Origin of the sequence: Brevundimonas guildfordensis, assembly GCF_014836405.1 — a bacterium.
Taxonomy (GTDB): domain Bacteria; phylum Pseudomonadota; class Alphaproteobacteria; order Caulobacterales; family Caulobacteraceae; genus Brevundimonas; species Brevundimonas guildfordensis.
In genome coordinates this window covers 1,473,044-1,491,925 of the sequence record NZ_JACSQU010000001.1, presented here as the reverse complement: position 1 = coordinate 1,491,925, position 18,882 = coordinate 1,473,044, and the positions used below count along the sequence as shown (strand labels likewise).

20 protein-coding genes are annotated in these 18,882 nt (G+C 67.1%); 7 read left to right on the top strand and 13 right to left on the bottom strand.

All coding sequences use genetic code 11. From position 1 onward, the window contains the following. Positions 1-105: 105 nt before the first annotated feature. On the top strand, positions 106-309 hold the full coding sequence (locus tag H9656_RS07280; RefSeq protein WP_191743493.1) for a cold-shock protein: 204 nt from the start codon (positions 106-108) through the stop codon (positions 307-309). An 82-nt stretch (positions 310-391) separates the two neighbouring features. Here H9656_RS07280 and gluQRS read toward each other — a convergent pair whose 3' ends face one another. Continuing rightward, positions 392-1,237 (bottom strand): tRNA glutamyl-Q(34) synthetase GluQRS, encoded by an 846-nt coding sequence (gene gluQRS, locus H9656_RS07275; protein ID WP_191743782.1) that lies wholly within the window; start codon positions 1,235-1,237, stop codon positions 392-394. Between the two features lie 14 nt (positions 1,238-1,251). Then, complete coding sequence (locus tag H9656_RS07270; protein ID WP_191743492.1) at positions 1,252-2,385, bottom strand: JmjC domain-containing protein; 1,134 nt, start codon at positions 2,383-2,385, stop codon at positions 1,252-1,254. Between the two features lie 44 nt (positions 2,386-2,429). Between H9656_RS07270 and H9656_RS07265 the strand changes: the two genes are divergently transcribed. The 4 genes from H9656_RS07265 to H9656_RS07250 all read left to right on the top strand — a co-directional run bounded on the left by H9656_RS07265 (position 2,430) and on the right by H9656_RS07250 (position 5,063). Beyond that, a complete protein-coding gene (locus tag H9656_RS07265; protein ID WP_191743491.1) occupies positions 2,430-3,083 on the top strand; it encodes a DNA-3-methyladenine glycosylase family protein in 654 nt (217 codons plus the stop codon). A 60-nt stretch (positions 3,084-3,143) separates the two neighbouring features. Beyond that, positions 3,144-3,806, top strand: a complete 663-nt coding sequence (locus H9656_RS07260) for a trimeric intracellular cation channel family protein (protein ID WP_191743490.1) — start codon at positions 3,144-3,146, stop codon at positions 3,804-3,806. 139 nt (positions 3,807-3,945) lie between these two features. Further along, positions 3,946-4,518, top strand: a complete 573-nt coding sequence (locus tag H9656_RS07255) for an HNH endonuclease (RefSeq protein ID WP_191743781.1) — start codon at positions 3,946-3,948, stop codon at positions 4,516-4,518. A gap of 122 nt (positions 4,519-4,640) precedes the next feature. After that, a complete protein-coding gene (locus H9656_RS07250) occupies positions 4,641-5,063 on the top strand; it encodes a hypothetical protein (protein ID WP_191743489.1) in 423 nt (140 codons plus the stop codon). Here the strand turns inward: H9656_RS07250 and H9656_RS07245 are convergent. From H9656_RS07245 to rpmB, 7 genes are all read right to left on the bottom strand, one after another. Continuing rightward, positions 5,060-6,013 (bottom strand): hypothetical protein, encoded by a 954-nt coding sequence (locus H9656_RS07245; protein WP_191743488.1) that lies wholly within the window; start codon positions 6,011-6,013, stop codon positions 5,060-5,062. The genes H9656_RS07250 and H9656_RS07245 overlap by 4 nt on opposite strands. Further along, positions 6,013-8,469 (bottom strand): fimbria/pilus outer membrane usher protein, encoded by a 2,457-nt coding sequence (locus tag H9656_RS07240; RefSeq protein WP_191743487.1) that lies wholly within the window; start codon positions 8,467-8,469, stop codon positions 6,013-6,015. The genes H9656_RS07245 and H9656_RS07240 overlap by 1 nt, the downstream gene beginning before the upstream one ends. A gap of 4 nt (positions 8,470-8,473) precedes the next feature. After that, positions 8,474-9,226: a fimbria/pilus periplasmic chaperone gene (locus H9656_RS07235; protein ID WP_225212260.1), complete on the bottom strand. Its 753-nt coding sequence runs from the start codon at positions 9,224-9,226 to the stop codon at positions 8,474-8,476. 117 nt (positions 9,227-9,343) lie between these two features. Beyond that, positions 9,344-9,961 (bottom strand): hypothetical protein, encoded by a 618-nt coding sequence (locus H9656_RS07230; RefSeq protein ID WP_191743485.1) that lies wholly within the window; start codon positions 9,959-9,961, stop codon positions 9,344-9,346. Between the two features lie 125 nt (positions 9,962-10,086). Continuing rightward, complete coding sequence (locus H9656_RS07225; protein WP_191743484.1) at positions 10,087-10,650, bottom strand: hypothetical protein; 564 nt, start codon at positions 10,648-10,650, stop codon at positions 10,087-10,089. Positions 10,651-10,994: 344 nt separating this feature from the next. Next, positions 10,995-12,692, bottom strand: a complete 1,698-nt coding sequence (locus tag H9656_RS07220; RefSeq protein WP_191743483.1) for a M1 family metallopeptidase — start codon at positions 12,690-12,692, stop codon at positions 10,995-10,997. Between the two features lie 105 nt (positions 12,693-12,797). Continuing rightward, positions 12,798-13,094 carry a 50S ribosomal protein L28 gene (gene rpmB, locus H9656_RS07215; protein ID WP_003170390.1) on the bottom strand — a complete coding sequence of 99 codons (297 nt, stop codon included), beginning with the start codon at positions 13,092-13,094 and terminating at the stop codon, positions 12,798-12,800. Between the two features lie 229 nt (positions 13,095-13,323). Between rpmB and H9656_RS07210 the strand changes: the two genes are divergently transcribed. Beyond that, the gene (locus tag H9656_RS07210; protein WP_225212259.1) at positions 13,324-13,809 is read left to right on the top strand and encodes a DUF3617 domain-containing protein; all 486 of its coding nucleotides are present in this window, start codon (positions 13,324-13,326) and stop codon (positions 13,807-13,809) included. A gap of 75 nt (positions 13,810-13,884) precedes the next feature. On the opposite strand, the gene H9656_RS07205 is transcribed toward H9656_RS07210, so the two are convergent. Beyond that, positions 13,885-14,427, bottom strand: coding sequence for a CarD family transcriptional regulator (locus H9656_RS07205; RefSeq protein ID WP_191743481.1), 543 nt, complete (start codon positions 14,425-14,427; stop codon positions 13,885-13,887). 308 nt (positions 14,428-14,735) lie between these two features. Then, on the bottom strand, positions 14,736-15,077 hold the full coding sequence (fdxA, locus tag H9656_RS07200; RefSeq protein WP_003166185.1) for a ferredoxin FdxA: 342 nt from the start codon (positions 15,075-15,077) through the stop codon (positions 14,736-14,738). 169 nt (positions 15,078-15,246) lie between these two features. On the opposite strand from fdxA, the gene H9656_RS07195 reads away from it, so the two are divergent. Continuing rightward, complete coding sequence (locus H9656_RS07195) at positions 15,247-15,897, top strand: YceI family protein (RefSeq protein WP_191743480.1); 651 nt, start codon at positions 15,247-15,249, stop codon at positions 15,895-15,897. Here the strand turns inward: H9656_RS07195 and H9656_RS07190 are convergent. Further along, on the bottom strand, positions 15,894-16,178 hold the full coding sequence (locus H9656_RS07190; protein ID WP_191743479.1) for an RNA-binding S4 domain-containing protein: 285 nt from the start codon (positions 16,176-16,178) through the stop codon (positions 15,894-15,896). The two genes, H9656_RS07195 and H9656_RS07190, sit on opposite strands and share 4 nt — an antisense overlap. After that, positions 16,175-18,700, bottom strand: a complete 2,526-nt coding sequence (locus tag H9656_RS07185; protein ID WP_191743478.1) for a helicase-related protein — start codon at positions 18,698-18,700, stop codon at positions 16,175-16,177. The genes H9656_RS07190 and H9656_RS07185 overlap by 4 nt, the downstream gene beginning before the upstream one ends. Positions 18,701-18,882 lie beyond the last annotated feature (182 nt).

The window sequence follows — 18,882 nt, the reverse complement described above, 5'->3', positions numbered from 1 at the left end:
CAAACCCACGTCTTGCTCCTTCGCCTGAACGAGCTTGTCCAGATGGGCTGACGGGCGCTCCTGCAAGGACGTCCGCCTGGAAAAGCGCGTTTACGGAGACGCAATATGGCGACCGGCACGGTCAAGTGGTTCAACCCCACCAAGGGCTTCGGCTTCATTCAACCCGACACCGGCGGCGCGGACGTTTTCGTCCACATCACCGCCGTTCAGAAGGCGGGTCTGGTCGGCCTCGATGAAAACGCCAAGGTCGAATACGAGCTGGAATCCCAGCGCGGCAAGACCTCGGCTGTGGACCTCAAGGTTCTCTAAGCCCACGAATCCCTAGGATTCCACGAAGAGACGCGGGGGGCGACCTCCGCGTCTTTTTTGTTGGGCGGCTCGTGCGGACTCATTACGCCAGCTCCGCCCCGAGCCGATCCGGCAACAGGCCGCCCGCGCGCAGTTCGGCCAGGGTGACGGATTGGTCGCGCTTGGCGTAGCGGCGGCCGTCCGGCCCGGCCAGCAGGCGGTGGTGGCGATAGACGGGCGCGGGCCAATCCATCAAGGCCTGAAACAACCGCTGGACATGGGTCGCCTCGAACAGGTCCTGGCCGCGAATGACATGGCTGACGCCCTGCAGGGCGTCGTCGTGGGTGACCGCCAGATGATAGGCCGTCCCGGCGTCCTTGCGCGCCAGCACGACGTCGCCCGCCGTCTCCGGCCGCGCCTTGATGCGGCCGGTTTCGCCATTCGGGCCTGAGCCTTCCTCGATGAAGCTCAAGGCGTCCCAGGCCGCCACGCCCAGCGCCTCTTTCGCCCGATCCAGCGACAGCCGCCAGGCGAAGGGACGCCCTTCAGCCAGCAGGCGCGCTTCCTCGTCAGCCGGGTGCGGGCCGGGCCGGGCGGCCTCGGCCGGCCCGTGAGGTGCAGCGCCGATGGCGTCCAGTATCTCCTTGCGGGTGCGGAAGCAGCGGTAGAGCAGGCCGCGATGGTCCAGCGACTCGACCACGGCAGCGTAGTCGGCCAGGTGATCGGACTGGCGCCGCACCGGCGTCTCCCAGTCCAGCCCCAGCCAGGCCAGATCCTCGTAGATCCCGGCTTCGAACTCGGGCCGACAGCGCGTCGGGTCGATGTCCTCGATCCGAAGGATAAAGCGCCCGCCCGCCGCCTTCGCCGCCCGCCAGGCCGTCAGGGCCGAGAAGGCGTGCCCCTTGTGCAGGCGGCCGGTAGGGGAGGGTGCGAAGCGGGTGACGAACATGGCGGGCGAACGGGTCACGCCCGCTTCAGCGCTCCCGCCTTTTCGGCCTGATCCACGGCGGTGCGGATGTCGGCCTCGGACACGAAGTCGAACTGGGCGATCAGGTCTTCAAGGCTGAAGACCTGCTGTGACAGCGCCCAGTGCATGGCGTGGGCTACAGGTCCGGCATAGGCCGGAGCCATTATGGCGGTGCGGCCGTAGCGGGTCAGCGGCTCGCGATGAGGCAGGGCGAAGCGATGGGCGCGCGGCGTCAGCCGTTCCTGCGTCATAGCCACTTCGTCGCGGAAGGCGGGCGACGCGGCCAGTTGCGCCAGCCTCTGCCCCAGGCCCGCCAGGTGCTGCTGCAGGGCGCGACCGGTGTCCTGGCCGGACGGCGGCAGATAGGCCCGGAAGGCGGGGTCCTGCATAGCCGCCTGTTCCAGCAGGTTGAAGATGATGCGGCCATGCAAGGCGGCGATGGAGAAGGTGACGTGCAGGGACGCCGCGTCCTGGGCCAAGGCGTCGTGATAGCAGCCGCGCGGCAGGTAGAGCACGTCGCCCGGCCGCATCATCACCTCGGCCTGGAGACGGCCCTTCGTCTGGTCGAGCCAGCGCCGCATGTCGCCGACGTCAGAGGGCATCTCCACCGGAGCGTTCGCGCGATTTTCGTAGATGCGCCACAGCTTCTCGCCTTCGGTCTGCACGGCGAAGACGTCAGTCAGGTCGAAATGGGCGCCGAAGGCCTGCACACCCTTGAACGAGCAATAGATGTTCGCCCCCGCGTTGGCGGCGAAGGTCCGGCTGAGGACAGACGAAAGCGCGGCGATCGGCCCTGTCAGGTCCTGCACATCGCCGGCGATCAGGCTGGCGCCCTCGGCGACGAAAAGCGCCACCTTGGCCGGATCCGGGCGGAAGGCCGGCCCGGATTGGCTCTGGACGGTGCGGCAATAGCGTTCGGGCGGCACGGGCTGGGTGTTCTGCACCAGCTTCAGGCTCTGCGCCGTCCAGATCGAGGGCTGGTTCAGCAGGCCGTTGAACGTCGACCAGTCCAGCAGGGCCCGCTTGGGCACGCCGGCCGGCGCGGGGATGTGCAGCGGTTTTCGGCCGTGGAACTCGGCGAAGAAGCGATCAGGCGTGATCGGGTAGAGAAGATCGTCCAAGGTACGCATGGCGCGATGCTAAAGCGGCGCCGTTTTTCTGTCGATACGATCCCATGGCCCTTGCTCCGTCTTCTGCCTCCGTCGCCGCCGCCCGCGAGGCTCTAGCCGCCGCCGATCCGGCGCTGGCGCGCGCCCACGCCTCGACGCCGGTCTTTGAATGGCGGCTGCGGCCCGGCGGCTATGAGGGCCTGTTCCGTATGATTGTCGAACAGCAGGTGTCGGTGGCGGCGGCGGCGTCGATCTGGAAACGCGTGGTCGAGGGGCTGGACGGGCAGGTGACGCCGGAGGCGGTGCTGGCGCGCGACGTCGAGACGCTGCGCACCTTCGGCCTGTCGGGGCAGAAGGCGAGATACGGCCATGAGATCGCCCGCGCCCAGACCGAGGGGCATATCGACTTCGACCACCTGGAACGGCTGAACGACGCCGAGGCTATCGCCGCCCTTGTGTCCATCAAGGGGGTGGGGCGGTGGACCGCCGAGACCTTTTTGATGTTCTGCGAGGGGCGACAGGACGTCTTCCCCGGCGGCGACGTGGCGCTTCAGGAGGCCATGCGCTGGGCCGACCGGGCCGAAGCTCGGCCGAGCGAGAAACAGGCCTATGCCCGGGCCGAGATCTGGCGACCGCATCGCGCGGTGGCGGCGCATTTGCTCTGGGGGTGGTATGGTGGCGTTCGGCGCGGCGACATCGCGCTGGACGAGGGCGTCTAACCTTCGTCGTACCGAGGCCGGGGGCGACCCCGAAGGCGGCGCCGGGGCGGCGCCCTGGGGATGATGAGGATGTTGGAGCCGATCGCGGGCGCAGACCTGGTTCGTCCGGCTGCGGTGCTGCCGTTGCTGGATTTTGCGGGCGTGGCCGTCTTCGCCGCCACCGGGGCTCTTGCCGCGTCGCGCGCCAAGCATGACGTGATCACCTTCGCCTTCTTCGCCGCCGTCACCGGCATGGGCGGCGGCACCTTGCGCGACCTGTTGATCGGAGCGCCGGTCTTCTGGGTGCAGGACTGGGTCTATGTGGCCGTTTGTCTGGTGGTGGCGGTCGGCTTCTGGCTGCTGGGCTCGCGCCCATGGCGGTTCCGGGCCTTGCTGTGGCTGGATGCGGTGGGGCTGGCGGCCTATGGCGTCATGGGAGCGGCCAAGGCGGCGTCCTATAATGTCGCGCCCCTGATCTGCATCGTCATGGGGGTGCTGACCGCCTGTTTCGGCGGCATCGTGCGCGACGTGCTGGCGCACCAGCCCTCGATTCTGCTGCGCCGCGAGCTGAACATTACGGCGGCGCTGGCGTCGGCCGGCGTCTTCGTCGGCCTGAAGGCGCTGGCGGTTCCGACGTGGCCGGCGGTGGCCGTGGGGCTGGCGGCGGGCTTCATGCTGCGCGCGGGCGCCTTGAAGTGGGGCTGGAGCCTGCCGGCCTGCCCCAGCTTCATCTCCAGACGCTGATCCGCGGATGTCACGAAAACGCTGCGTACTGGTCATGGCGATGCGGGGGAATCAGGCGTAGGATTTCTGCATCAGACCAAGGAAGGAGACGTGTCTTCAGTCCTGTCGCGTCGATAACCCCCCGTATCGGCGGGAGGGCCTGATGCAGGTCCTGACCCGCCCGCCGTCCGGCTTTCCAGCCTTGGTGCTGAACGCCGATTTCAGGCCGTTGTCCTATTTCCCCCTGTCGCTCTGGCCCTGGGAAGAGGTCGTCAAGGCCGTGTGGCAGGACCGCGTCGACGTGGTCGCCACCTATGACAAGGTGGTCCGCAGCCCGTCGCTGGAGATGCAACTACCCAGCGTGGTCTGCCTGAAGTCCTATGTGGACCAGGACCGCAAGCCGGCCTTCACGCGTTTCAACGTGTTCCTGCGCGACGGCTTCGCCTGCCAGTACTGCGGCGAGCCGGGCACGACCCAGGACCTGACCTTTGACCATGTCATCCCGCGCTCGCGCGGCGGGCGCACGACGTGGCAGAACATCGTCGCCGCCTGCGGCCCCTGCAATCTGCGCAAGGGCGGCCGCACCCCAGGCCAGGCCCACATGCCCCTGCGCCGCACCGCCCACCAGCCCAGCGCCTGGCAGTTGCAGCAGGCGGGCCGGCGCTTTCCGCCCCACTTCCTGCACCAGAGCTGGCTCGACTACCTCTACTGGGACATCGAACTGGAGCCGTAGGGTAGTGTTTTCAGCTGTATCCCAAGCGTCTGCCTAAATTGGCTAACCGCCGTTCACCATCCTGCTTAAAGCGGCCTTGAAACTCACGTCCTAGGTTCGCCTTTCTAGACAGGGATGTTCTGATGACGGCGAACCAAACCAAAGGCGTACTTTCTTCCCTGGCGGCGCTTATGCTGCTTGCGGAGCCGGCCGCCGCTGGTCCGGTGATCGATATTATGGGACGCGTGGCCACTGTCTGCCGAGTGTCTCTGGCCGGCGGCGCAACGCCAGTCGAGCCTGGCGAACAGATGCTCGGCCGCCTGACCGAACTGTGCAACAACGTGGAAGGCTATCGCCTGGTTCTGCTGCATCCAGCTGGTCTTGAGGACGCCTATGTCGTTCTGGACGGCGAGCGGATTGCGATTGCGGCCGATGCGACCCGCACTGTCATCGTGGACAGCAACCGACCCGCCTATCGTGAACGCGATCTAGCCCTGGTGCTGGCGGAAGGGACGGAGGCCGTCGCCGTCAACATCGAGGCGCAGCCCAAAGGCATGATCTTCTAGAGGCGGCCCGAGCAACCATCGGGCGATGACAGCCCGGCGCGCGGCGTGAAGGTCAGGGTGACGGTATCCGTATAGCCGCCGGCCGGAATTCTGGCCGCCTGATCCTGCGCCAGATCGACCTGGAAGGGGTGGGCGCGGCCGGACGGCGCGGGCGTGCGCGTGCAGCTGAGCGCCGAACCCGCCTGAACCGGGATTCCCGACAAGCGCATGGCGTAGTTCAGCCCATAGGAATCGCCATCGCGTCGCTGCAGCCGACCCCATTTAGCGGCCACGCCAATGTCATAAGGCACGGTCGACTGGGTCGTCACGACCAGACTGCGCGACGCAACGCCGCCTGTAGAATCCAGCGGACCGAAGGCGATCTCGCCGCGGCGGACTCCGGCAGCCCCGACATAGGTGGAGATGCGCTCTGGCACGTTCAGATCCACAGCTAGGCCCGCCCCTTGCTGAAAATCGGGCGAGCCCAGCATCTGATCGCCAGAATAGCATACGAAGCGCGCCTCCAGCGCCTCGTAGTAGTCGCCCGCAGCTGCATCCTGACCGGCGGGGAGGCTGAACCTCAGGGTTTCAGTCACGACGTCGCCGGACGGCCCCTCGCCGAAATGGACCAGAGCGCCGTTGGTGGCGTTGGGCTGGACCGCGCCGCCGACGAAGACCTGACGCGAGGTGTCGCGGTTCCAGCGGATGTCGTAACCGGCAGGTCCCGTTCCGATGCGCGGTGCGGCCGCCGGAGAATCGGTGTCGGCCAGGAGAAAGCGCACGGCCGTCGCCATGCTGTCCACTCGACGTACCCGCAAGGTGAAGCTGCGCTCTACAGGCGCGGCCGAAAAGGGATCATAGGACAGCGACAGGTCTGTACCCGTGATCTGAAACTCGGCGCAACCCGCGACGGCGGCTTGGGGCGCAGCCAGGGCGGCGAACGCGGCGGCGGCGAGCAGAAGCTTTTTCATCAGCGGTTCTCCGGACGAAGGACACCGACCCGCACCAGGCCTTCGGCATCGGCGGGCACATCGAGAATATAGACTGTGGACGAGGCGGCTGCGCTTTCGATCCGCCAGCGACCGGGCCGCAATCCCTGAAGTGCGAACCGGCCCGAGGCGTTGGTGAACATCCGCACCGGCGCGCGATCCGGCTGAGACAGTTCTACAGCCTGGCCGACCCAGAGCTTGAGCGGCTGGCCTGCGGCGTCGATCAACTCGCCGACCGCCGACACGAAATAGTCGGAGCCTACGGTGATCAGATACCCGGAACGATAGGGCGGCAGGACCTGTGCGGATCCGGCGCCGAGGTCATAGCCAGGAGGCGCTTCTGGAACGTCGAAGGTCAGGACGCGCGGCGAATAGGCGCTGAGCTCGGGCGAGACAGCTCCCCCGAGAGGTCCGGAACGCGCTGAGAAGAACTGTTCGCGCGGTTCGACATAGACCTCTGCGCCGTTCAGCGACTTGTGCGACCGGACCAGGGCGAAGCTGTCGTAGATGGGGCGCGAGACGCCGAAGGCGCCGTCGGCGAACGCCAGCGAGGCTCCCGCTCTCACCGAGGTGCGCTGGTCGGTGATGTCGCCGCCGTCCGAGTCGAAGAAGGTCTGGTGGCTGCCGCCGATCTCGACGCGGTTCAGAACGTTGGTGATCGAGGCGTTGACCCCGGTCGCCGTTTCCGAGCGATCGATATTGGCGGCTGCGCTCCACGAATGGACGCCGCGTCCGCGCGAGGTCTGATAGCCGACCCGCGCCCGCTCGCGGCGGGTGTCGACCTCGGCTGTCCCGCTGGAAAACTGGCTGAAGCGGTAGGTGAGAGCCAGGCGTATGCCGTACTCTTCCTGGTTGCGGCGGTCTTCATAGACCCCTTCCACGCTCCACATCAGGCGCGGGCTGGCCCGCCAGCCGTAGGTGGCGCGCACGGTGCGCTGGTCGGGCTCGGCGCCGCGGCCGGCGGAATAGAAGGCGTCGGTCGTGATGTACTGGGTGGCGCCGATGGTGTGGGCGTAGGTCAGCCCGGCTTCCCAGGCGTAGCGGTTGTCGGCGCTGAGCGAACCGGGAGTAGCGAAGTCCTCGCTGACCGTCTGGAAGGTGGCGGTGAGGGTTCGCGCGGCGCTGAAGCCGTCGCCGAAGGTGCGCTCGAAACTGGCGTTGATGGCGTAGCCTTCGCCAATGCCGTTGATCGACGAGGCGGCGATGTCGCCGCCAAGGGTGCCGATCGGCGAGGCCCAGATCATCTCGGCGCCTATAACGCCGCCATTGTCGTTGACGCGAAAATTGCCGCCCGCCGTCAGTTCGTCGGTCAGGCCGCGACGGTAGAAGCCCGACGCGCCCAGGGTGTCGGAGTAGTCGATCCCGTCGCCGCCAGGGTTGCTCTCGACCCCGCCGAAAAGGCCGAACTCGGTCAGGCCGCTAGCGAGCAGGCTGCGATCGAAGTTCAGCGAGAAGTTGATGACGTTCTCACGACCTGTGTCGTCGCGGATCACCAGACGCACGTCGTTGGCGCCCTGTGCGAACGGGAAGTCGCGGATGTCGTAGGTGCCCGGGTTCAGCCGCGTCTGCTGCACCGAGCGCCCGTTGATGAAGGTCTCGACGGTGGAGGCGCGTTCCAGAGTGAAGGTGCGCTGGCCGCGCGGCTGGACGTTTCGCTGGGGCTCCAGCTCGGCATAGGATCGGACGATCGACAGGCCCGCCATCGAGGTCGCGCCCGAAAAACCGCGAGACGCCGGTTCCAGATCGCCGGCCGTGTAGCGGGCGGTCCGGGCCAGATCGTCGTAGACGAGGCGTGTGCCGTCTCGGCTGAAGCGCTCGCTGATCGTCGCTTCGTTTTCAAGGACGAAACCTTGGTAACGCACGGCGCTGTCCAGCAGGATGGTCGGCGTTTCAAAGCCGACGTCGTCGCTCAGGCCCTGGTGGACATAGTCGGCGGTGGCGAAGGCGGTGACATAGGCCGACAGCCGCGCCGGCTCGGCCAGGCGGCCCACAACGCCATAGTTCGACCCGGCGATGCTGATCGCCTGACGCGGCCGCATGGCGGGATCCAGCGTCAGCACCAGGCCGAAGCTCGCCGGATCATAGGCCAGCGGCAGGCCGAGGTCGGCCAATTCCTCGGTCGACAGCCGGTCCCGGCCCGCGAGCTCTTGCCTAATGCGCTCGAGCTCCTGCGCAGACACGCGCGGCTCGACCAGCGGCATCAAGGTGTCGAGCTGGACCAGGATCCGGTCATCGGCCGTCAGGATGTAGTCTACTTCGCCCAGGACGAAGGGCCCGTCGCGTAACGGCCCGCCCAGCGGGATGTCGCGGCCGGAGGGATTGAGGCGGTCGGGCAGCAGAGCCGGCGCCGTCTGGATGACGTCGGCATAGCTCGCGGCCCACGCAGGGCTCAATGTGCCGGCCGCCGCAGTGACGACGGCCAGAGGCCAGAACTTCATCGGATCAGCGCCCTTCGACGGGCGCGATGTCCACTTCGATCGAACCGCCAGCGCTTGGCAGGTCCAGATTGATCGGCAGACGGCGCGTCGCGCCCGACGGTATCAAGCCCAGGCCCATGCGACGCTGGATCTCGTCCGGCGCGAAGGCTTGGCGGAAGACTACGGCGCCGGCGTCATCCCGCTGGGTGACGGTCAGGCGGCCCCGCCCGACATAGCCGTAGGTGTCGCCGCTGTTGCTGACGTGGATCACCGGAAAGACGCGACCGTCCTTGTCCGTCTCGATCGCGGCCGAAGCGACCCTCAGAGCGGACTTCGCGCCGTTTGCGCCGACGCTGACCAAGACTTTGAAGTTGTAGAGGACCTGCACGGCGTTCTCGTTTTCCGGCAGCTGGACAGGCAGTTGCGCCACCGACACGTAATAGTGGCTGCTGGCGGAAGGGGCAGGGTCGCCGACCCATTGCACGCGAAACGCTTGCGACTGCCCCGGCTCGACGGTTGCCGTGGCGGGGAAGACCATCAGGTCTTCGCTCTCTTCGTCGGTTTCGCGGAATTCGCCGTCGACCAGTTCCACGGGGCGCGCCACCAGTTCGACCGGCACCGTGGTGGTGAAGGTGTTCTGCAGGGTGACGACCGCGGAACTGCGTCGTCCCGACGACAGCAGATCCAAAACGACCGGCTGCACGTTCAGGGCGGCAGCCGGAATGCCCGAGGCTAGAAGCGCGGCTCCGGCCAGACAAAGGGCTTTAACAGTCCGCAACGCACCGCCGAACATGGCAATCCTTGAATATACTGATTGGAAAAGGGCGCCGGACCGACAGGGCTAGCCGGTCCGGCGATATCCCGGTGATATGAAACCGGGATTAACGGACTTAGATTAAGCGCCCGGCGTCACGATCACTTCGACCGAGCCGGTGTAGGCGCCGGCAGCCAGACGACGGTCCGTGTTCGAACCCCAGTCGGTTGCGGTCAGGCTGGAGCCGCCGGCCGACGCCACTGCAGCGCCGTTGCTGGCAGCTTGAGCAAAGCGGACGTGGGTGTTGCTGTCCGACAGACTGGTGTGGCCGCCGAAGCGAGCAGCGACGATCGAGGCGCCATCCGTGCTGGTCGAATCCAGAGCCACGCCACCCAGCGAGGCGTCAAGATGGTAGTTGATGAACTGGGCGAAGCCCCCGTCAGCCAGGCCAAAGCCGGTCGAGCCAGTGCGCGCCAGCACGCCGCGCCTCACTTCAACGCTGTTGTTCACGCCGTTGCAGAAGGCGACGATTTGGGCGTCGTTCAAGGCGTTGGCGATCTCGGTGGTGACGCCGCTGCGGACCTTGGCGTCGGTGCCGGTCAGGTCACCGGCCACGGTGACTGTGGATTTCTGGGCCGAGACGCCGCACTTGGGAGCGACGGAGGCGTTGATGGCCACCGTTTGCGTGTCCTCGGCGGAGGCGGCACCAGCGACGAGAAGAGCAGCAGCCGTAGCGGCGACGAAAGCGATGCGGTTCATAAGATCAGTTCCTGAACATAAAAGTCGGCCGGGACCGACGGGTTACTCGAGGCAGACATTATGTCCGACCCGAAGGCTTCGACTGGCGCCGGGGCGTCAGTGCGAATAGTTGGGCCGCAGCGCCGTCATGAGCGGGCTGCGATGCTGATTGTGATGGTGTCGCTGTAGTCGCCAGCGGCCAGCCGGCGGCCCAGGGTTGTCTGGGCGGGCCAATCCACCGTCAGGGTGGCGTCGCGGCCGATAGCCACGCCATCGCCGGAGCCGAGCCCGCCGGGCTGAGCGAGGACGCAGTCGCCGCCTTCAACTAGGGCGGAGGAAAGGCACCGTCCGCTGCTGACCCGGCCGGCATCGGTCTCTAGTTCGAGCCGAACGCCGTAGACCTTCGTGAAGGCGTAGCCTGAGAAATCGTCGGAGGCCGAGCGGTTGATCAGGCGGCCATCTTCCGACCTGGCCGATACGTGAAACGGCGTATTACAATCGACGCGCAGGGCCAGACTTTGGGAATTCGCGTCTTCCAGATCGGCGGCGACGTTCACGCTTGCAGGGGCAGTCGTCGCAAAACCGCAACGCTCCGTCACGGTCGCGCTCAGGGCGATCTCGACGCCGTCTGTCGCCTGAGCGCAGGCAACCCCGGCCAGAGTCGATGCGGCCACGCAGATGGCCGCCAACGTGCTGAAGCGTACGAACAAGCCCTGATCCCCAAATCACCCGAACGCCCCCACGGCGAACACCTGAAATGTCGCCTTCAAAAGCTAGGCCATCCCAATTTGGGACAACGTTGATCGGAATTAGGCCGGGCAATCAAGAGAAATTTAAAGTTTTCTTAACCAGATCACCTGCCGGCGGGCGTCGGGCGCCTTCCGTCGTGGGGCGCATAGGCCCAACAACGCTGTGCCATTATGGTGCGTGTCGGAGTAAGCGCCCGTCCTCTCGAAACGGCGCATAAACCCTGGTCCCGCAAGGCTAGGTCGGCTGACCGCGTTCTTGGGTCTACAGGCCCTCGTTGCCGGGACCTGAGCGGGAGCCGCAGGCCTCAGTCGGGCTTGACCTGCGACGCCTTCCACGTTTCCAGATACTCGAGCCGCCTCAGCACTTTGGAGCCGGGGTCGAGGAGGATGTGGGCGCGCTGAGGCGCGGTGAAGGTCGCGCGGCCGTCGCTCATGGGCAGGGAGCGCAGTTCGCCGTCCACCTCGATCTCGACCGGCATGGGGAAGGGGCGGCCGTTCCCGGTCTTCCACTCCAGCGTTACCTGTTCTCCCTGTCGCGACATGACCAGATCTGGCAGGGCGGCCTGATAGAGGTAGGCGTCGAAGAACCAGCCCATATCGCGGCCGGTCACCTCATTAACGATGGCCACATACTCCGGCGTCGTGGCGTAACGGGGCTGGAAGTTCCCTGGCTGCGGATCGGCGCGGCCATAGACCAGACGACGAAGGCTCTCATAGAAGGCGTCGTCGCCGATGTGCAGCCGCAGGGTGTGGGCGATCAGCGCGCCCTTATAGTACAGATCCAGCGCCGGGCCGGTCTTGTCGTCATAGACTGTCCCGGCGTCCTGAGACCGACCGGACACGACCGGGAAGCGGTTCGCCAGGGTCAGCCGCATGGTCTGAAGCTCGGCCTGCATGGCCCGCTCGCCGTTCAGCCAGCGGGCGTAGAGGGGCTGCATGTATGTGCCGAATCCTTCGTGCAGCCACATGTCGTCCCAGTCGGCGTTGGTCAGCTGATTGCCGAACCACTCGTGCGCCAGTTCGTGTTGCAGCAGCCAGTCGTAGCCCTTGCCGTCCAGCTTATAGCCGTTGCCGTAGGCGTTGATGGTCTGGTGCTCCATGCCCAGGTGCGGGGTCTCGACCACGCCCATCTTCTCGTCGCCGAAGGGGAAGGGGCCGATGGTCGCCTCATAGAAGTCGAGCATCTGCGGGAACTCGTCGAACAGACGCTGCGCCTTGATCGGGTCGGCCGAGGCCAGGCGCCAGAACCGTAAAGGAATCACGTTCCCGAATCGGCTCTGATAGTCGGCGGCCATCTCCACATAGGGGCCCACGTTCAGGCTGATGGCGTAGGTGTCGGGCTGGCGCGTGGTCCAGTTCCAGGTGGTCGTGCCGTCGCCGTTGTCGCTCTTGCCGAGAAAACGGCCGTTGGCGGGGGCGCTGAGGCTTGAGGGGGCGGTGATGTGCAGGTCGACGCGCTCCGGCTCGCCCTGCGGATGGTCGATGCAGGGCCAGAACAGGTCGCAGCCCTCGCCCTGGACCGCGCTGGCGATCCACGGCTGGCCGTCGGGCGTGGTCGTCCAGACGAAGCCGCCGTCCCAGGGCGCGCGCTTGGCCTGATGCGGGCGGCCGGAATAGGCGATGCGGACGTTGGTCGTCTCGCCGGTCTCCAGAGGGCGGGGCAGGGGGATGGTCAGCCGCCCCTCAGGGTTCGACCAGTCGCCGACCGCTTGACCGTCCACGGTGATGGCGGCGATGGCGAAGACGGCGTCCAGCTCGACCACGACCGCCGCTGTCGGCGCTGTAGCGGTGAAGTCCAGAACCGCGACGCCTTCCAGCGACTGGCTTTCCGGCAGCAGCGTGAACGACAAGTCGGCCTTGTCGAAGCGCAGGGCCAGTTGCTCCGCCGTGCGCGGCGTCCCGCTGGACAGGGTGAAGGCCGAGGTTTCGCGCGCCGCCTCCTGCGCGAAGGCTGGAGACGACAGCAGGGCCGAGGTCAGGACAAGGGCGGCGAGAGGGCGCAAGGCTGAGACTCCGGCTGGACGAGCCGTGAGGGTAGCGGGAGCGCGCACAAAAGAAAAAGGCCGGCGTTTCCGCCGGCCTCTTCAAAATCCGTCAGTCGACGCCGATCAGGCGGCGGCTTGCTCGGCCAGCTTGGCGCGGACCTGACGCTTGATGCGCAGGGCGGCGATCGACAGCTGCTCGTCGCGAGCCTTGACGATGAAGGCGTCCAGGCCGCCCTTGAAGTCCAGGGTGCGAAGCGCGGCGTTCGAGATGCGCAGCGAGAAGGTTTGGCCCAGAGCGTCCGACTGAACCTTGACCGTCTTCAACGACGGCAGGAAACGACGCTTGGTCTTGATGTTGGAGTGGCTCACGTGATTGCCGACCATGGGGCCGATACCGGTGAGTTCGCAGCGACGCGACATCTGAAGATCCTCAAGGTCACATCCGCAATACCGGCGCGGACGCATGAAACAGGGGCGCGGCAAGCCAAGGAGGCCTACGCGAGAGGGGGCCGTATAGAGGAATGAATCATCGCGCGTCAAGGCCGGAGTCGTGGCGCAGTACGCGTCGAGTCATTGTGAAGGCGAGGGATCACCTTCGTTCAGCAGCCGTTCAAGCCGTGACTATATAGAGAGCCCCATGATGAGTCCCATGAACGGCAAATCCATGAAGACCCTGCCTAACCTGGCCAAGCTGATGGCCATCGCCGCCCCCATGGTCGCGGGCGCTGTGATGTTGGCCGCGCCGGCGTCGGCGCCCCAGGCCCAGTCGGCCGCCCAATCCGAGGTCCTGCCCGGCTATTGGGAATACACCACCAGCGTGATGGGCGCTCGTGACACCGAGCAGAAATGCGTTCGCCCGAGCGAGATCAACCGCTTCTTCGGCGGTCTGTCGACGCGCAAATGGCGCTGCACCTACCCCACGCGCGAGGTCGGCGACGGCAAGGCCCGCTTTGAAGGCAGCTGTCAGGATCGCAAGGGCCGCCGCATCAACGTGCGTCTGAACGGCACCTATGAGGAGCAGGCCTTCCGCTTCAACGGCGGCGCCCAGTTGGCGCGCGGCACGCCCTACATTCCCGCCAGCATCACGGCGCGGCGCCTGGCGGCGCAATGCCCGGCCGGTGCTGAGTATTTCTAAACTCAGCGGTTCGACCAAGACAAAAGGCCCGGCGTCGCCGCCGGGCCTTTTTCATTATCAGTCTGTCGCCTGGGATCAGGCGGCTTCGGCTTCTTCGGCCGCAGGAGTCACCACCTTCTTGGCGCTGAGCGACTTGCCCAGCAGGGCCATGGCGGCGTCCTTGTCGATCTTGTTGGCGGCGGCGACTTCACGGGCCATCCGGTCCAGGGCCGATTCATAGAGCTGGCGCTCCGAATAAGACTGTTCCGGCTGGGTGTCGGCGCGGTGCAGGTCGCGGACCACTTCGGCGATCGAGATCAGGTCGCCCGAGTTGATCTTGGCTTCATATTCCTGAGCGCGACGCGACCACATGGTGCGCTTGACGCGGGCGCGGCCCTTCAGGGTCGTCAGGGCCTTAGACACGGTGTCGTCGGCGGCCAGGGTGCGCAGACCGGCGGTCTTGGCCTTCTTGGTCGGGACGCGCAGGGTCATTTTCTCGTGCTCGAAGGTCACGACGTAGACCTCGAGCGCCATGCCGGCGACTTCCTGAGTCTCGATAGCGGCGACCTTGCCGACGCCGTGCGCGGGATAGACCACCGCATCGCCAACCTTGAATTCCAGACCGGTCTTGCTCGTCATGTCATTCCTTTCCCGAACCGAAGGGCGAGATCTCCGCCGTGTCTTTCAAAGCAAAATCCGCCCGTCCGCCGGGCAAGGAGCCAGGCGGTTGAGCGGAGGTCATATTGTCAGACGCGAAAAAGGATCACCGAACCTCTGGCCGACCCCGTCCTCGCGGCGAGGTTCTGTCGTAAATGCGGGCGGCGCGCAGACTTGCGGAACCGCCCGTTTCGAATAGGGAGGAACCTATCATAAAATTAGGAAATCTCAAAACATCCACAGGGCCGTCGGCGACGACTGGCACATTGTGACTGCAATGTGGCGAGTTCTTAGGAGCCTTTGCCCGGCTTGGGGCTGAAATACTTCTCGAACTTGCCTGTTTCGCGCTCGTACTGCTCGCGGTCCGCCGGGGGGACGCCCTTGACCGTGATGTTGGGCCAGACCTTGGCGTATTCTGCGTTGACCTGCAGCCACTTGCCGTCCGGCTCGTCCTCGGTGTCGGGGACGATGGCGTCGACGGGGCACTCCGGCTCGCACACGCCGCAGTCGATGCACTCGTCAGGCGCGATGACCAGGAAGTTCTCGCCCTCGTAGAAGCAGTCGACAGGACAGACTTCGACGCAGTCCATGAACTTACATTTCACGCAAGCGTCGGTGACGATGTAGGTCATGGCGTTTCGGGCGGGCCTGTGGCAGCGAGGAGGTTGAGGGCGGGCACATGGCCCCGACGGAACCAACTGTCAACCGACGGCGCTGTTGCAACGCTGTTCAGGCCCGACGGCGCCGGGCCGCGCTTCCTTTTCCCAACGCCAAATCATCGTCTTTCTGGAGGCCGGTCCAATGACTTTCAACCAAGGTTTCATCCCTCGATCGGCTCTCGGCCGCATCGGCGCCGCCGGTGTGGCGCTTAGCCTGCTGACAGGCGGCGCGGTCGTCGCTCAGGCCGCCATGACCAAGGTCCCGGCCGAAGTGCAGGCGGGCGACTACAAGCTGGATTCCGCACACGGCAAGATCACCTGGTCGGTCGATCATCTGGGCTTCTCGACCTATGTCGGTCAGTTCGTGAACGTGCAGGCGGAACTGAAGCTGGATTCCGCCAATCCGTCCGCCAGCACCCTGACCGCCACCATTCCGCTGACGGAAGTCGCGTCCAACTCCGACGGCCTGAACAAACACCTGCAGACGGCGGACTTCTTCGACACCGCCAACCATCCCGTCGCCACCTTCCGCTCGACGCGGATCGTGATCGACGCCAACGAGCCCGACGAGGCGACGGTCCATGGCGAACTGACCTTGCGCGGAATCACGCGCCCCGTGGTCATGGAAGTCGAGTTCAATCAGGCCGGTCCGACGCGCGGGGGCTACAAGGCCGGGTTCGACGGCGAGGCGACGATCAAGCGGTCCGACTTCGGCATCAACTTCGGCCTGCCCGCGCTGGGCGACGAGGTGGAGCTGCACATCGAAGGCGAGTTCGTGATGGCGGGCGGCTAACGCTCCGCGTCCAGCGGCTCGTAAAGGGCGCGGGCTTCCTCGGCGGCGCCGCGCGTTTCGCCCATTTGCATCACGCGCACGGCGACCAGCCGCCCGCCCTGGGCGAACATGACCTCGTCGCCCGGGTGGACGCTGCGGCTCGGCTTGTCGAGACGGGTCTGGACGCCGTGGTGCGTCAGCCGGATCGCGCCCTTCTCGACCATGGCGGCGGCCAGGCTGCGGGTCTTGGCGAAACGGGCCCGCCACAGCCAGACGTCGATGCGGCAGCTTTCCACGCTCATTCCGCGGTCTTGCCGGCCGCCGCGCGCCGGGGGCGTCGGCGGGGTCTGCGCGCGGCCTTGGGCTTGGCGGAGGCGACGGGGCGCGCTGGCTGGGTCAGCTGCGCCAGGGCGGCGAAGGGCGAATCCTTGGGCGGCGGCGTCGGCTGGCCGGGGCGCGGCGCCCGTTCGGCGCGCGGCGTGCGCAAGGCCGCCTGGATCGTCTTCGCTTGCTCCGCCGTCCAGCCGAGCGTGGTCAGCGTCTGCTCCGACAGCGGCGCCTTGCCCGCCGCCCGCGCAGCATCGGCGAAAGCCTCCAGCGCCTCGACCGGCGCCGTCCAGCGGTCGACCGCGCGGCGGCCGAAGGCGGACAGGGCGCGCGCCGACGGCGCTGGCTCCGGCAGGGGCAGCAGGCCCTCGCCCGCCAGGCCGTTGGTCGCCTCGCGCGACAGGAAGGCCTGGGCCAGCGCCGCGCCGCGCGGCTTCATCACGCCGGGCAGCCAGACCGAATGGGCGCCGACGCGGATGGCGAACGTCTTCAGCGTGCGCCGCTCGTGCTGGCTCAAGGCCGCCAGGTCGCGCTCGACCTCGCGCCGGGGGATCAGGCCGCCCGCCTCGACCAGCCGGAAGGCCAGCCCGCGCGGCAGGCCGGTCAGGGCGCCGCTCTCGATGGCGTGGCGCAGCCGCTTCAGCGGCTTCAGCGCCCGCCCGGCCTCGCCCGCCAGCCAGGCCTCCATGCGCCGCTCGGCCCGCTCGCGCGCAGGCGTCGGCCCCAGTTCGCCCAGCAGCCGCACGCGCGGCGAGAAGGGGTCTTCGTTGACGATGCGGCCGGTCAGGGCCCCGGTCCACAGCACCCCGCCCTCGGGCGTGACGGAAAAGGCGTCGTCGCCGTCGGCCGCCAGTCGTCCCAGCCGCCGCGCCACCTCCGGCCCTACGGCCCGCGTCGCCGCCTGTCGCAGCGCCCGGTCGGCCAGGGCCGAGCCGCCCGCGTCGACGGTGAAGCGCACCCCGTCCAGATGGCCGACCACCTCGCCCTCGACCGTCACCTCGCCGTCGTCGGCCACGCCCGCCAGCACGTCGGAGCGCACGTGCAGCGCCCGCATCAGGGCCGCCGTGCGCCGGTCGACGAAGCGCGCCGTCAGCCGTTCGTGCAGCACGTCGCTGAGCCGTTCCTCCAGCGCCTTGGTCTTGTCGCGCCACTCCTGCGCGCCCGCCATCCAGTCGGGCCGGTTGGCGATGTAGGACAGGGTCCGCACCCCCGACAGCCGCGCCGACAGCTGGTCGATCTGGCCGTCGTCCCGATCCAGGTCGTTGAACCGCGGCGCGATCCAGTCCTCGGTCAACCGCCCGCGTCGGCTGGTCAGGGCGGTGAAGATGTCCTTCGATAGACGCGCGTGTTCGTCCAGCGTCGTCTTCTGGAAGTCCGGCAGCTGGCACGCCTCCCACAGCCGCATCAGGGCGCCGCGCGAACGGGCGATCTTCCTGACGTCCTCATCGACCGCAAAGCGGCGCAGCAGGGTCTCGTCCAGCGCCTGGGCCGTCAGCCGCAAGCCATGCCGATCCGGCGTGATGGTCAGCGACCGCAGCAGGTCGGGCAGGGTGTCGAAATCCAGCCGCCCGTGGCGCCACTCGGCCGCTTCGACCGGATCGAAGCGATGCTCGACCACCTGTTCGACCAGGTCTTCGTCCAGCTCCTCCGCCTCGCCGGTGACGCCGAAGGTCCCGTCGCGCAGGTGCCGCCCCGCCCGCCCGGCGATCTGGCCGATCTCGGCGGCGTGCAGCCAGCGGGTGCGCCGCCCGTCGAACTTCCTCAGGCCCGCAAAGGCGACATGGTCCACGTCCATGTTCAGCCCCATGCCGATGGCGTCGGTGGCGACCAGAAAATCGACCTCGCCCGACTGGAACAGCTCGACCTGGGCGTTGCGGGTGCGGGGCGAAAGCGAGCCCATGACCACCGCCGCCCCGCCTCTCTGACGCCGCAGCAGTTCGGCGATGGCGTAGACCTGCTCGGTCGAGAAGGCGACCACGGCGCTACGGCGGGGCAGGCGGGTCAGCTTCTTCGATCCGGCGTAGCTGAGCGTCGACAGCCGGTCGCGGGTGACGATCTCCGCGTCGGGAACCAGCGCGCGCATCAGCGGCGCCATCGTCCCGGCGCCCAGGAACATGGTCTCGAACCGCCCGCGCGCATGCAGCAGTCTCTGCGTAAAGACGTGACCGCGCTCGGGATCGGCGACCAGCTGGATCTCGTCCACCGCCAGGAAGTCGACTGACCGCTCCAGCGGCATGGCCTCGACCGTGCAGACGAAGAAGGCGGGGCGCGGCGGGACGATCTTCTCCTCGCCGGTGATCAGGGCGACCGAGGCCGCCCCGCGCCGCTTGACGATCCGCTCATAGATCTCGCGCGCCAAGAGCCGCAACGGCAGGCCGATCATGCCCGAGCCGTGGCCCAGCATGCGCTCGACCGCCAGGTGGGTCTTGCCGGTGTTGGTGGGGCCCAGGATCGCCGTGACGCGCGAAGGGGCCATGCCTGCGGAACGATCACTCATGACCAGCCCAAGGTGGCGAACCGCGCCGGCTTTCACAAGCGGCGCTGGGAGGCGGCAGCGAGGGTGGGGGGAATGGTAAGCGGAACCTTACCAGGCCTGGAACACGGGCGAAACGAATCATGACCGAATCAGCGACCTCGCCCGATTCAGGCTTTGTTCCCTACTAGGGATTGTAGGTTAAT